The organism is Owenweeksia hongkongensis DSM 17368, assembly GCF_000236705.1.
In the GTDB taxonomy this organism is placed as follows: domain Bacteria; phylum Bacteroidota; class Bacteroidia; order Flavobacteriales; family Schleiferiaceae; genus Owenweeksia; species Owenweeksia hongkongensis.
Window position 1 is genome coordinate 1,481,380 of record NC_016599.1, and the last position, 13,397, is coordinate 1,494,776.

14 protein-coding genes are annotated in these 13,397 nt (G+C 40.9%); 10 read left to right on the forward strand and 4 right to left on the reverse strand.

From position 1 onward, the window contains the following. Window positions 1-34 precede the first annotated feature (34 nt). The 3 genes from OWEHO_RS06750 (at window position 35) to OWEHO_RS06760 (ending at window position 3,657) form a co-directional block, all read left to right on the forward strand. Entirely contained in the window at window positions 35-1,369 is a 1,335-nt protein-coding gene (locus OWEHO_RS06750; protein WP_014201723.1) for an ABC transporter permease, read from the forward strand. Between the two features lie 246 nt (window positions 1,370-1,615). Next, a complete protein-coding gene (locus OWEHO_RS06755; protein ID WP_014201724.1) occupies window positions 1,616-3,106 on the forward strand; it encodes a TolC family protein in 1,491 nt (496 codons plus the stop codon). A gap of 14 nt (window positions 3,107-3,120) precedes the next feature. Continuing rightward, the gene (locus OWEHO_RS06760) at window positions 3,121-3,657 is read left to right on the forward strand and encodes a hypothetical protein (RefSeq protein ID WP_041628033.1); all 537 of its coding nucleotides are present in this window, start codon (window positions 3,121-3,123) and stop codon (window positions 3,655-3,657) included. Between the two features lie 15 nt (window positions 3,658-3,672). On the opposite strand, the gene OWEHO_RS06765 is transcribed toward OWEHO_RS06760, so the two are convergent. Further along, window positions 3,673-4,230, reverse strand: coding sequence for a 1-acyl-sn-glycerol-3-phosphate acyltransferase (locus OWEHO_RS06765; protein WP_014201726.1), 558 nt, complete (start codon window positions 4,228-4,230; stop codon window positions 3,673-3,675). A gap of 196 nt (window positions 4,231-4,426) precedes the next feature. Between OWEHO_RS06765 and OWEHO_RS06770 the strand changes: the two genes are divergently transcribed. Continuing rightward, a complete protein-coding gene (locus tag OWEHO_RS06770) occupies window positions 4,427-4,753 on the forward strand; it encodes a hypothetical protein (protein WP_014201727.1) in 327 nt (108 codons plus the stop codon). Between the two features lie 7 nt (window positions 4,754-4,760). Here OWEHO_RS06770 and OWEHO_RS06775 read toward each other — a convergent pair whose 3' ends face one another. Next, a complete protein-coding gene (locus tag OWEHO_RS06775) occupies window positions 4,761-6,188 on the reverse strand; it encodes an ATP-dependent DNA helicase (protein WP_014201728.1) in 1,428 nt (475 codons plus the stop codon). 103 nt (window positions 6,189-6,291) lie between these two features. On the opposite strand from OWEHO_RS06775, the gene OWEHO_RS06780 reads away from it, so the two are divergent. From OWEHO_RS06780 to OWEHO_RS06800, 5 genes are all read left to right on the forward strand, one after another. Continuing rightward, window positions 6,292-6,903 carry a hypothetical protein gene (locus OWEHO_RS06780; RefSeq protein ID WP_014201729.1) on the forward strand — a complete coding sequence of 204 codons (612 nt, stop codon included), beginning with the start codon at window positions 6,292-6,294 and terminating at the stop codon, window positions 6,901-6,903. Next, entirely contained in the window at window positions 6,887-7,735 is an 849-nt protein-coding gene (locus OWEHO_RS06785) for a DUF3822 family protein (RefSeq protein WP_014201730.1), read from the forward strand. The genes OWEHO_RS06780 and OWEHO_RS06785 overlap by 17 nt, the downstream gene beginning before the upstream one ends. Beyond that, window positions 7,735-8,289, forward strand: coding sequence for a 16S rRNA (guanine(966)-N(2))-methyltransferase RsmD (gene rsmD / locus OWEHO_RS06790; protein WP_041628035.1), 555 nt, complete (start codon window positions 7,735-7,737; stop codon window positions 8,287-8,289). Before OWEHO_RS06785 ends, rsmD begins: the two co-directional genes overlap by 1 nt. A gap of 54 nt (window positions 8,290-8,343) precedes the next feature. Next, window positions 8,344-8,997, forward strand: a complete 654-nt coding sequence (locus OWEHO_RS06795) for a hypothetical protein (RefSeq protein WP_143764538.1) — start codon at window positions 8,344-8,346, stop codon at window positions 8,995-8,997. 266 nt (window positions 8,998-9,263) lie between these two features. Further along, entirely contained in the window at window positions 9,264-11,411 is a 2,148-nt protein-coding gene (locus OWEHO_RS06800; RefSeq protein WP_014201733.1) for a catalase, read from the forward strand. 41 nt (window positions 11,412-11,452) lie between these two features. Here OWEHO_RS06800 and rdgB read toward each other — a convergent pair whose 3' ends face one another. Both rdgB and rlmH read right to left on the reverse strand, forming a co-directional pair. Next, window positions 11,453-12,040 carry an RdgB/HAM1 family non-canonical purine NTP pyrophosphatase gene (rdgB, locus tag OWEHO_RS06805; RefSeq protein WP_014201734.1) on the reverse strand — a complete coding sequence of 196 codons (588 nt, stop codon included), beginning with the start codon at window positions 12,038-12,040 and terminating at the stop codon, window positions 11,453-11,455. Next, a complete protein-coding gene (gene rlmH / locus OWEHO_RS06810) occupies window positions 12,037-12,510 on the reverse strand; it encodes a 23S rRNA (pseudouridine(1915)-N(3))-methyltransferase RlmH (RefSeq protein WP_014201735.1) in 474 nt (157 codons plus the stop codon). Before rlmH ends, rdgB begins: the two co-directional genes overlap by 4 nt. A gap of 40 nt (window positions 12,511-12,550) precedes the next feature. On the opposite strand from rlmH, the gene nadC reads away from it, so the two are divergent. Beyond that, window positions 12,551-13,396: a carboxylating nicotinate-nucleotide diphosphorylase gene (gene nadC / locus OWEHO_RS06815; protein WP_014201736.1), complete on the forward strand. Its 846-nt coding sequence runs from the start codon at window positions 12,551-12,553 to the stop codon at window positions 13,394-13,396. Window position 13,397 lies beyond the last annotated feature (1 nt).

Here is a 13,397-nt window from a genome sequence, read left to right on the forward strand (position 1 = left end):
AATTAACCGCTAACAGCAAACAACAAATTTTTCAATGAGTTTAATCAACCGCGAAAGAACCCTATCCAACCTCCGCATTGCGATGAATGCTTTGTGGGACAATAAGGTGCGATCAATCCTTACAGCTTTAGGGATCATCTTTGGTGTTGCTGCGGTAATTACTATGCTGGCCATTGGTAAAGGTGCTCAGGAAGAAATCCTTAGTCAAATAAAGCTGGTGGGGGTAAATAACATTGAAATAAAGCCTGTTGTAGAACAAAGTGAGGTAGAAGTTGGTGTGGAGCAAGGCCAGGAAAACAATAAGAAGTTTTCTAAAGGGCTGGATTTAAAAGATGCCAATAGTATCCAAAAAGTGATTCCATCGGTTAGTAATATTAGTCCCGAAATTATTCTGGATACCTACGTAATCAACAATGGAATTCAACGTACGGCCAAGCTGATTGGGGTTACTCCTTCATTTTTTGAGATTTCAAATATTGGCCTACGAAAGGGCCGAATGTTTACCAACTATCAGTTGGAACATGCTGATGCCGTGTGCATAATCGGTAGCGGCATTGCCAAAAAGTTTTTTACTGGTGGAGAAGCTTTGGGTAAAGAACTCAAATGTGGAAGCCAATGGCTTACCGTTGTCGGTATTACCGAAGATATTGCCGTGACTCAAAAGGCCAAGGAAAACCTTGGTATTCGTGATTACAATATGGATATCTACACGCCCATCAATACGATGCTAGTGCGCTATGAAGATCGCGGAAAACTCATTGCCGACCAGGGTGGAAACTGGGATGACGAGGATGAAAACGCCAATACAAATTTCAATTACCATCAGGTAGACCGCATGGTAGTGCAAGTAGAAGAAAGTGAGCTGCTGTCTTCCAGTGCAGAAATTATTAGCCGAATGCTGAAGCGCAGACACAACGACCAGGTAGATTTTGAAATAATGATACCCGAGCATTTGCTTCAGCAACAGCAAAAAACCAAAGATATTTTCAACCTTGTATTAAGTGCCATTGCTGGTATTTCATTGCTTGTTGGCGGAATTGGCATCATGAATATTATGCTCGCTTCGGTGCTGGAGCGCACCCGTGAAATAGGAACCCGAATGGCCATCGGTGCGCGCAAAAATGACATTATCAGCCAATTTCTTTTTGAAGCATTATTAATCAGCCTTAGTGGTGGTGTTATTGGAATTATTTTGGGAATTGCAGGGTCTTTTTCCATTTCTCAGTTTTCAGAAATTGAAACCATCGTTTCGCCCTTTGCCATACTTATTTCGTTTGGAGTAGCCTCTGCTACCGGACTTATTTTCGGTATTTCGCCCGCTCGCAAAGCTGCCATGCAAAACCCCGTAGAATCGCTTCGTTATGAATAGATGTTTGAGCAACTCACAGCGATCAATAGTGAAAAAAACATTTTTTCATGTTCATTTTGGCTTGACCCAAAACGAACCAAAAAGTCAAGGCTTACAAGAAATTAGCAACCTGCTTTTCATCTATCCTAAGTTCGGGCGGGTGATCTCCTCAATTCTTCGGAGCTTCCCGTCCTCTCTAAGTATAGATTTTAATCAGAATTCTAATTTCCTGAATGCCAGTCCTAGCTACCTAATCATCCCTAAAATATGATTGTATTTAACCCCAAATTCCTAAGACTATCTCTCGGTATTTTACCCCTCATCTTTGTAGGAAATATACTTTTTGCTCAAGAAGCCCCTCTAGTTTTAAGTTTGAACGAAACCATCCAAAAGGCACGCGAAAACTCACCCAGCTACTACCGTGCTGAAAACACTGCCGAAAACCGGTATTGGAACTTTCGCCAGTTTAGGGCTGGTAATTTGCCACAGCTAACTTTTAATGGAACCCTCCCCTACTATTCCAGCGCCATTGAGCGTGTAGAGCAAAATGATGGAACCTATGCCTTTCCGCAAAGGGCACAAACGTATTTGGCAGGTGAGTTATCTCTTGATCAAAATGTGCCGTTTACAGGAGGTCTATTTTCCATTTCCAGTGGTTTGCAGCAAACCACAGTTTATCAACCCTCAAGTCGTCAGGATTACTTTTCTACACCGGTAAGTTTCAGCTATTTTCAGCCCATGGTTTTGTACAACCGCCAGAAGTGGGAAAACAAAATTCAGCCGCTACTTTATAAAGAATCAAAGCAGGCCTTTGACGAAGACATGGAGCGCATAGCCATTGAAGCTTCCAACCTATATTTTGATGCACTTGCCGCGAAGATAAACCGAGACATTGCCGAGCTCAACGTTTCTAATAATGATACCCTTTTTGTGATTTCAAAAGGGCGATACAACCTTGGCAAAATTGCCGAAAATGATCTCCTACAAATGGAGCTCAATTTGCTTAATGCCAAAAACCAACTTAGCTCCAGCGATCTAAACTATGAAGTAGCAGCCCAGGCGCTAAAACGATATTTGCAAATACCTACCGACCAACCGTTAGAGCTTGCTGTGCCAACTAATGTGCCCGTGGTGGAAGTTCCTTTAGCCGAAGCTATGGACATGGCCCGTAGCAATCGTTCATCGGTTTTAGAATTTAGAAGACGTAGACTAGAAGCCGAACAGAACATTGCGGAAGCACGTGGCCAAACCAATTATAACTTGAATATACGAGCCAACTTGGGAGTTTCCCGCCAAGGAGACGAATTAAACCAAGTATATAGCGATCCGCTTAAACAGCAAAGCCTCACCGTAGGCGTTACCATTCCTATTGTAGACTGGGGGCAATCCAAATCAATGATTCGTAGGGCCAAAGCAAACCGTGATTTGATAGAGGTAGATGTGCAGCAAGATGAAATCAATTTTGAGCAAGAAATTTTCCTTCAGGTAAAGCGATTTAATATACAAGCCAGCCAACTGGAAACTGCTGCCAAAGCCGATACTATTGCTCAAAAAAGATATGAAGTAACCAAGGCCCGCTACCTTATCGGGAAGATTAGCATTACCGATCTCAATATTGCTCAGGAAGAAAAAGACCGTGCACGCTTTGATCATATCAATGCCTTGCGCGCGTATTGGGTTTCATACTACACCGTTCGTAGCCTTACCCTTTATGATTTTATCAAAAAGCAGCCAATAGACTATGAGGTGAGTTTTTGATTATTTTAATGAAAATGAATTTCCAAGAAAAAATATCAGATTTTGTTTTGGGTAACCGAACAATTAGCCAAACTCCAGATATTGCGTTGACTGCACTTAATGAAGGAATTGAATCTAAATCAATTATCATTCTAGCAGGAATGTCCGACCGCGATAGCCCGTTTGAGTTACAGCAATATTTTGATCATGCTTTAAGAGAAACAAAAATAACGCTACCAACTAAGCTTGATGCCGCAAGAAAACTGGTTAAATATTATCTCAAGCAACTGATTTCCGCCCCTCAAGAGACATATTCAATTCTTATTAAACTTGACAACAAAGTTTACAAAACAACCCAGTGGAATATCACGAATCCTGAACTCCCTTCCACCTGCATAGGCGAAGAACTTGGTTTGCACCATTTATACACATGGTACCGTGAACTTAGCGACTTCAATGATGGGAGCCGACTACTCTATTACAATGACCTACCTCGAGATAAGCAAAAAGAGCAATTTGAAACAAGGGCAATGGAAGAGGCTCATAAATGGTTAAAGCTTAATCGAAACTAACAACAATACCTCATCCTAAAATATCTCAGGATTATACCCCTCAGGATGCTTGGGGTGAATAGGACGATAAACTTCCTGAATATGGGTCATATCTTTTTCAAAATCACCAGAAAGCCAGAATACATCCGCCACTCCCGCCTCTTTCTTTTTGTAATCCATGTAGCCTAGCGAAACAGGAACTTTGGCTTCGGTGGCAATTCTATAAAAACCAGTTCGCCATTTGTCCACGGCTTTGCGCGTGCCTTCAGCCGGTATCAGAATTACCAGCTGGTCATTTTGTTGAAGAAGCTCAATGGCATAATCTGTAAGCTTATTTCCTTTTTGGCTTCTATCCACACCAATGGCACCTGTCCATTTAAACAATCCGCCAAGCAGGCCTTTGGTGTAGCTATCTTTTATAAAATACTTTACATCCACCTCCATTATCCAAAAAGTGAGAATTGCATAAGGAAAGTCCCAGTTGGAGGTGTGAGGAGCAGCAATCATCACAGAACGCTTGAGCTCAGGGGTAACATTAACATGTGCCTTCCAACCTGTAATCCACATAAAGAATTTTGCAAGTACTTTTTTCAACGCTAGTCTGTTTTTCGCCAAAACTAAGGTATAGAATTAAATAGCCGCTCATGGTGGACAGAGAAGATTAAAGGCAAATTATCAGAAATAAGAAATGGCTTGGGGACAGAAGTATTTCGATTAACCCCAGCTCTTTTTATCCTAGTTTTGCCAGCTATAAAATATCTTAAAGGTTTTACCTTCTAAATAATCTGATATGTTGAATAAACTCAAAGAAGTGACGGGTGGCGACAAAAAGCAAATGCAGCTTCACATTGACTCATACATCGATGGAATGACGGGAAGGGTAAACTCCTTAAGAAATGCTCTAGAGCAGGAAAACTATCAGGGTATTGGAAACATTGTAATGAAAGCCAAGCCTCATTTTATGACAATGGGTTTTGATGATTTATACCGATTGGCCAATCACGTGGAGCGAAGTGTAAATAAGATTTATTCAAAAGATATGGTGAAAGAACATACTCGGGATTTAATAAACGACCTTGAGGCATCTATTGAAAAAGTGAAAAGAGTAAAGCTTTAAAGGCTCTCTATTCTTCAAAATACTCATCCTTAAAACCAATCAGGTACACCTTCTTTTGTGCTCTTGTAAAAGCAGTATAGAGCCAACGCAGGTAGTCCAAATCTATTTCCCCAGAAGGTAACCAAGGCTGCTCTACAAACACGTTTTCCCACTGTCCACCTTGTGCTTTGTGGCAAGTAATAGCGTAGGCAAACTTCACCTGCAAGGCATTGTAAAAAGGATTTTTCTTCAACTCCTGTATGCGCTTGTACTTCTGTGGAATATCCTGATAGTCTTCCAAAATAGTTTGATACAACTTTTGTGAATCTTCCCACGGAAGCGCTGCTGATGGCATGTCCAGCGTATTGAGCATCAATACTGTTTCAAAAGGTTTTTCATCAGGGTAATCCACCATATTCACTTTTACACGAGCATACCTGTAGCCGTACAATTCGTTGAGCTCATAAATCTGTAAAAGTTCGATAATGTCTCCATTGGCAATGAAGCCAGCTTTAGATTCTTCCGGTAGCCAGAAATAATTATTCTTCACCACCATCAAATAATCTCCAGCCGAAATTTCGTCTTCCTGCCAAAGGACACGCGCGCGAATTTGTTTGTTGTAAAGCCCTGCCCTTTTATTGGATCGCACCAAAATTGCTGTCCCTTCCCTTCCTGCTTCTTTAAAAGAATCATTGAGAGCATCTTCTACCTCAAAACCTTCTACCAACCTTACCACATCAGGTGAAGTGCTAAAAGATGGTGTACTAAAATCATACTCTTCCTGCTTGGCGCGAAGGGCTGTAGCATTTTGCAAAATTCCTGAATCCTGCACCTGACGCATCACCTCGCGAAGTTCTACCTCCATGGGCTCCCTTCGGTAATGTACTCCTAGGTAACTGGCATCCAAAGCCGGGCTTTGGTCAGTGCCCACAGGCGGAAGCTGTGCTGTATCACCTACCAGCATAAGCTTACAATTCACGCCATTTTTTACAAACTCCAGCAACTCGCTCAGCAAACTGCCCGAAGCCAAAGTATTATCGCCACCGGCATCATTTATCATGGAAGCTTCATCTACTATGTAAATGGTATTTGTGGCTTTATTTTCCCTCAGATTAAAAGTGGGCGTACCTCTGGAATCGCTCTTTGGCCGAAAAATATGTTTGTGAATTGTGTAAGCTACTTTGCCTGTATATTGACTTATCACCTTAGCTGCACGGCCGGTTGGAGCAAGCAATACCGTTTTTCGCTTATAAGCGGGAAGCGTTTTTACCAAAGTTTGAATAAGAGTGGTTTTCCCCGTTCCGGCATATCCCTTTAGCAAAAAAACCTCGTTGGAATTTAGCGATAAGCAAAAGGTAGAAAGTTGACGCAAAGCCATTTGCTGTCCCAATGTAGGCTCAAAGCCAAAGTTCGTAATGAGGTCTTTTTCGAGTTTCCTTTTGTTATCTAATTCCATTCGCCAAAAGTACGGGGATTACAGGGGGGACAAAAACAATTTTGTCAATGGAAAAAAATTGTAGTTTTGTGCGCAACGCAATAATAAATCTGCCTAAAATAGCATGAATAAGAAGGTATCATTAGTAGTAAACCTCGTTCTTCTTGTGGCCGTAGTTATACTTGGTTATAACCTTTACGAAATCATTCAGGAGCCAGTACGCTTTCAGAAAATAAAAGAACAGCGCTACACCAAAATTAAAGAAAGATTGGAGCAAATCCGTGATGTACAAAAGACCTATCGCGCTGAGTACAACGAGTTTGCAAAAGATTTAAACTCACTTATCGCATTTGTAGATACAGGTAAGCAATCTATCATCGTTCGTAAGGACTCTTCTTTCATGTATTATGATGAAGTTTTCCAACAGGAAAGATCAAAAGACACCACTATAGTGCGTGTACTAGGTTATAAAAACGTTAAGGAAAGTTTATTTGGAAGTAACTTCGATGCAAATAAGCTTCAATATATCCCGATGACGGAAAACAAGTTTAAGTTTGAGATGGAAGCCAATAAGATAAAAGTTGGTGATGTAGTCGTTCCGGTTTTCGAAGCTCGCGCTCCAAATGTGGATGTATTTGCTGACATCATGGACAAGTACAGCGATTTTATTGACAAAGACTACGGTCTTAAAGTAGGATCAATGACAGAACCCACCCTTAGTGGAAACTGGAAATAATTTTGCTCAAGCATATTCAAGAAACAACATTGCCGAGGGCATAAAGGGTCTTAAGCTTACCATCAACCTCCGTTATGACGGATTAGCAATTGTGGTAAGTGATCCATCAGGAAAAGGAGTTTTGGATATTTTTCAAGCTTCATGGCTCGCTTCAAAAGAAGACGCCTACCTGATAGAACAGACACAAAAGTTTTTTGATCAACATCATATTTTACCACAAAAAGCAGCCGGTATACACTGGCTGTTTTCTGTTTCTAAGTGTTCTCTCATTCCTGATATTTTTCATCAGCAAGGTCAAGGTCACGAGCTGCTTTCGCAAACTTCACGTTTGGAAGAAAACGAAACGGTATACTCTGACTTTTGGAAACTCAAAGACATTGTGGGCCTCTATGCGCTTTCGCAAAAGCTGCATGACTGGGCTATTGCCCAAAATGAAAAGAGCACCATTGCCCACAGTAGCTTTGCGCTAAATAATCTTTCGATGAATACCACAGGTGATGATTTCAATTGCCTTATCATGGTGAGCGATAATTTTGCCGAGCTCTTTATTACCAAAAAAGGAAAGATGATTTTTTACAATCAGTTTCCTTTTGATGTGCACGAAGATTTATTGTACTACCTACTTTTTGCTTTGGAGCAAAATAGAATTTTGGCTCCCGAGGTAGAACTAAAAGTAGGAGGCGCCATTACCAAAGGCTCTGAACTATACAACCTACTGAGCACTTATATTGGTAAAGTAACAGAAGTGCCCGTGCCTATTGGCAAAACTTCTGCCCCACAACTTAGCCGCAACCAGCTTAGGCAGGTGGCGCACCTTATTGCAAGTTTATGATTAGAATAATTAGCGGAAAACACCGTGGACGCAAAATACAAGCGCCCAAAAATTTGCCCGTTCGCCCAACTACCGACCGTGCCAAAGAATCACTGTTCAACATTCTGAACAACCACTTTTACTTTGATGAAGTAACAGCACTTGATCTTTGCTCCGGCACAGGAAACATTTCCTACGAACTGGCCAGCCGTGGTTGCCCTGATATTATAGCTATTGATGATAATCAAGCTTGCATAAAGTTTATCCAGGAAACAGCCGAAAAGCTGGAAATGGATACTCTTCATGCTTTTAGAGCTGAGATATTTCAATTTGTAGAAAAAGACAGCAAAACCTACGACCTCATTTTTGCCGACCCTCCCTTCGACTTTGACCAATATGAAAAGCTAGTTGAGAAGATTTTTGAAAAGAACCTCCTTTCTGAAGAAGGCTTTTTGGTAGTAGAGCACCAAAGCATGCAAGACCTAAGCTCCTTCCCTCACTTCAGTAATGTAAGAGCTTACGGCAATGTGAGTTTTAGCTTTTTTGAGCATGAGAAGGAAGCTGGTGATGAATAGTTAGCTTTAAAATTTTAAACTTTTCGCCCCTTTATCTCCAGGCAAATGAATGGTTTGAAAAAAATTACCCGAGAATTAGAATCAGTTGAAAAGAAACTCAAATCACCATTTAGATTCTTTATCAAAAAGTGGCTGATAAAAAAGAGGACACTCTTAAATAGGTCTTTGGATTTATCTCTTGTAGATCACATTTCAGCCAATAATGAAAACTTCAAGAAGCTAGTTGAAGAAAACAAACAACTACTATGCAACGAAAATATCCAGTTCAAGGTTACCAGTGAAGGTTCAAGTCCATGGACTTACATGACTAAAAGATTTGAAGGCAGAATTCATTCAAATGGTTTTTTATACCTCCAAGCAAAAAGTAACGCAATTGAGTTTCTTGAAATTCTCAGTCATTTTTATCCCAGTAAGTATATTGGTACAATGACACCATTAGGTTTAGCTGAGGCTAATGCTGCTTCAACCGATTTTCAAATTATTGGAGGCCGAGTTCCGGAAGTTTTTAGAGGTCAAATAGATCTGAATGGCAAAATCACTTTTGAAACTACTGATAGCTGGTTTGAAATAGACGGCCATATTCATGTGAGCAAAATTATCGCTGACCCGTTTAAAGGTAATAACCATAAACGTGAATTATTTCTCCGAAATAGAAGTGAAATTCGATCCTCAATCAATAATTGGAAAAAACAAAACATTAAATTTTAATAATTAGCATCTACCTGGCTAACAAATATTCCCCATCGCTCTTCCCCTGTGGCTCATAGCATTTTTACCTTCAGCGCTTTTTTCAGCAAAGCTAAAAGCCCTTCCTACATTTCTCCTGGCCCTCCACAATGGAGAAATTATCCCCCATGTAAGCATCTAGTTTAGTAACACTTCCGCTTGTCTGTTAAAGTAATTTTAACATGAAATTTTGAACCTTTTTGCTCCGATTTAGATTAGTGTATACACGTTTAACTAATTAGTATACTATGGCCAAATCAAACAAAAAATCTCAAGAAAAGGCATCCTCCAAAAAGCAAGAACAATTAGAACAGCACAAGAAGGATCCCTCTGGGAAGCCCATGACCACCAATCAAGGGCTCAAGGTAAATGACACCAATAATTCATTGAAAAGCGGAGAGCGTGGTTCCACTCTTTTAGAAGACTTTCTGCTCAGAGAAAAAATCACCCACTTTGATCATGAGCGCATTCCAGAGCGCATTGTACATGCCAGAGGTAGCGGAGCACATGGTGTTTTTGAATTGTATAAAGCTATTCCTGAATTTACAAAAGCCGGAATGTTTAATGATACAAAACGTAAGACTCCGGTCTTTGTGAGATTTTCTACGGTAGCAGGATCTAAAGGATCTCCAGACCTTGCTCGCGATGTACGAGGCTTTGCCGTAAAATTTTACACGGAGGAAGGAACCTGGGATTTAGTAGGTAACAATATGCCTATATTCTTCATTCAGGATGCGATGAAATTTCCTGACTTGGTTCACTCAGTAAAACCTGAGCCAAACAAGGAAATCCCACAGGCTGCTTCGGCACATGATACTTTTTACGATTTTGTATCTCATGCCACAGAGACTTTACACAACCACATTTGGGCGATGAGTGACAGAGCTATTCCCCGCAGCTATAGAATGATGGAAGGTTTCGGAATTCACACTTTTAGAATGATCAATGATAAGGGCGAAGCTCATTTTGTGAAATTTCATTGGAAACCACTTCTTGGTGTTCATTCCGTAACCTGGGACGAAGCGGTAAAAATAAATGGTGCTGATGCAGATTTTCACCGCAGGGATCTTTGGGATGCGATTGAAGCAGGACAATACCCTGAATGGGAATTAGGTTTGCAGCTTATCCCCGAAAAAGACGAGCATAAATTTGATTTTGATTTATTGGATCCTACCAAGCTTGTGCCTGAAGAAATGGTGCCGGTAAAGATTGTTGGTAAAATGACCCTCAATAGAAATCCTGACAACTTTTTTGCAGAAACGGAGCAGGTAGCATTTCTACCTGGACATATTGTTCCAGGCTTAGATTTTACAAATGATCCACTTCTACAGGGCCGATTATTTTCATACAGAGATACACAACTCTCACGTTTAGGAACTCCTAATTTCCATCAGATCCCAATCAACAGGCCCGTGGTAGAAAATCACAATAACCAGCGTGATGGACATATGCAAATGGATATTCCGAAAGGGCAAACGGCTTATTTTCCAAACACGTTAAGTGGTGGATGTCCACATCTTAGTAAAATGTCTGAGGGTGCATTTCATTCCTACGAAGAGCGGATTGATGCCAAAAAAATCAGAACCAGAAGCGAGAGTTTTAGTGATCACTTTTCTCAACCCGCTCTCTTTTACAGGAGTTTGGCTAATTGGGAAAAAGAACATGTGGCCGATGCCTATACCTTTGAATTAGGTAAGTGCAATCAGGATCACATTAAAGAAAGAATGCTTTGGGTGATAAACCAAATAGATACCGACTTAGCCAAAAAAGTAGCTGATGGACTGGGAATGTCTGTTCCTAAAAATATTGATAAACCTATCAATCAAGCTATTGGTGCTGATGCCGATGTAAAGAAGCATCAACCCGGTAAGAAGAAAATCTATTTGGATGAATCACCTGCACTAAGTCAGGCTAACACAAAATTTGATAGTGTTGCCACCCGCAAAATTGCCGTTTTGGTGAGTGATGGCTTTAGCATGAGTGATTATGAAAAGATGACAAAATCTTTAGAAAAGGAAGGTGCTACTCTGGCGATCATCGCACCGCACGGGGGAAAAGTTACTTGCGATAAAAACGTAAGCCATCCAGTAGACGCAGCCATTAACACTACAGAAAGTGTGCTCTACGATGCTGTGTATATCCCAGGTGGCAAAAAATCGGTAGATGCCCTGATTAAGGAAGCTAAGTTCTCCAAGTTTTTGAATGAGGCATTTAAGCACTGTAAAGCCATTGCAGCTGATAATGAAGGCGAGAACTTAATAGATAATACCTTTATTAAGGATCATAAAGATGACAAGGCCATATTTATAAATGGTAAGGCTTCCGATTTTAAAACCGCTATTGCCAATCACAGAAATTGGGATAGAATGGAAGTAGCCAAAAAAGTGGCTGTATAAGTTTATTTTCAACTGCACTTAGGCGCTTTGCCTGAGTGCAGTTACTTTTCCACGCCAGTTAAATATTGGGTTAGCTTCCGCATTGCTCTTCCCCTGTGGCTCATGGTATTTTTGCGCACAGCACTCATTTCAGCAAAACTTTCGGTTTCGCCTTCCGGTAAAAAAATAGGATCATAACCAAAACCTTCCCCGCCTTGTCTGGCTTTTAGAATTTCACCTTGTACAGAGCCTTCAAATAAATGCTCCTTTCCTGTATTGTCAATGTAGGCAATCACTGTTCTAAACTGTGCTTTGCGATTTTCCTTCCCATCAAGCTCAGTCAAAAGCTTATCCATGTTGTTTTCTGAGTTGGCACCTTCGCCAGCATAGCGTGCAGAATATACCCCGGGAGCACCATTAAGAGCTTCCACCTCCAAACCAGTATCATCAGCAAAGCAAGGTTTTCCAGTCGTCTTAAAAATGGTTCTAGCTTTTATCAGGGCATTGTCTTGTAGCGTTTCTCCAGTTTCAGGAATTTCATCATAAAAGCCAATTTCTGAAAGGGATTGAACCTTGAGATGTGGTAAAAGCACTTTTACCTCTTTGGCTTTATTAGCGTTATGGGTGGCAAATATCAGTTCGTTCATCATTGATGGTGATAAGGGTCATTATTCAAAATACTGTAAGCGCGATATAGCTGCTCGGCAAATATGGGCCGTATTATTTGATGCGAAAAAGTCATTAATGAAAGAGACAGTTTTTCCTGTGCGGCATCATAAATCGTTTGGTCAAAACCATAAGGGCCGCCAATCACAAAAACGATGCGCCTCACTCCCCTGTTCATTATTTGCTGCAAGTGGTTTGCAAATTTTAAAGAAGGGTACTGCTTGCCGTTTTCATCCAGTAAAATAATGTGATCACCAGGCTGAAATTCCTTTTGAATGAGCAAAGCTTCCTGTTTTTTGACCTCTTCTTCGCGCAAAGTCTTGGTATTTTTAAGATCAGGAACCACCACTTTTTGGAAACTCACATAGCGCCCTAGGCGCTTATAGTACTCCTCTTCAAGCTTCTGTATCTCTTTACCTTTCGTCTTTCCTGTTTGTACAAATACTATCTTCAAAACCTTTGATTGTTGGGGCAAAAGTTAAGTAATTTGCCGTATGATTTCTAAAGACTATCTCGACCGGTTTATTGACGATGCAATAGCCGAAGACATTGGCCCTGGCGACCATAGCAGCAACTGCAGCATTCCCGCTACAGCGGAGGGAAAAATGTACCTTTTGGTAAAAGAAGAAGGTATAATCGCAGGCATAGATGTAGCTAAAAGAGTTTTTGAAAAAGTAGATCCTGCCATTAAAATGGAAATTTTGATGAGGGATGGTGATGCCGTAAAACTGGGAGACATCGCCTTTAGACTTCAAGGACCGGAACGCGCCTTGCTGCGCAGCGAAAGGCTTGCACTAAACATTATGCAGCGCATGAGCGGCATTGCCACGCGCACCCATCATATTGTAAAACTGATTGAGGGAACTCCTACCAAACTATTGGATACTAGAAAAACCACGCCCAACATGAGGGCTTTAGAAAAGTATGCAGTGACTGTTGGTGGCGGCTATAATCATAGAATGGGTCTATATGATATGATTATGCTAAAGGATAATCATGTAGATTTTGCAGGAGGAATTATCAACGCCATCGACAAAGCGCATGAGTACATTAAAGAAAACGGACTTGACATTGGCATAGAAGTGGAAACCCGAAACCTGGAAGAGCTACAGCAGGTGATAGACAAGGGCGGTGTGCAGCGTGTAATGTTTGACAATTACAGCATTGAAGATACCATCAAAGCTCTGAATATGGTGGGCGGTAAATTTGAAACTGAATCTTCAGGGGGAATCACGGAAACCACGATTCGAAGTTATGCCGAAACAGGTGTTGACTTTATTTCGGTAGGCGCCCTTACACACTCCGTAAAAAGTTTAGATTTGAGTTTGAAGGCAGAATAGC

What these genes read in the sequence shown, in the direction of transcription:
- OWEHO_RS06750 (WP_014201723.1), top strand. Translation starts at nt 35, where the DNA reads ATGAGTTTAATCAACCGCGAAAGAACCCTATCCAACCTCCGCATTGCG.
- OWEHO_RS06755 (WP_014201724.1), top strand. Translation starts at nt 1,616, where the DNA reads ATGATTGTATTTAACCCCAAATTCCTAAGACTATCTCTCGGTATTTTA.
- OWEHO_RS06760 (WP_041628033.1), top strand. Translation starts at nt 3,121, where the DNA reads ATGAATTTCCAAGAAAAAATATCAGATTTTGTTTTGGGTAACCGAACA.
- OWEHO_RS06770 (WP_014201727.1), top strand. Translation starts at nt 4,427, where the DNA reads ATGTTGAATAAACTCAAAGAAGTGACGGGTGGCGACAAAAAGCAAATG.
- OWEHO_RS06775 (WP_014201728.1), bottom strand. Translation starts at nt 6,188, where the DNA reads ATGGAATTAGATAACAAAAGGAAACTCGAAAAAGACCTCATTACGAAC.
- OWEHO_RS06780 (WP_014201729.1), top strand. Translation starts at nt 6,292, where the DNA reads ATGAATAAGAAGGTATCATTAGTAGTAAACCTCGTTCTTCTTGTGGCC.
- OWEHO_RS06800 (WP_014201733.1), top strand. Translation starts at nt 9,264, where the DNA reads ATGGCCAAATCAAACAAAAAATCTCAAGAAAAGGCATCCTCCAAAAAG.
- rdgB (WP_014201734.1), bottom strand. Translation starts at nt 12,040, where the DNA reads ATGATGAACGAACTGATATTTGCCACCCATAACGCTAATAAAGCCAAA.
- nadC (WP_014201736.1), top strand. Translation starts at nt 12,551, where the DNA reads ATGATTTCTAAAGACTATCTCGACCGGTTTATTGACGATGCAATAGCC.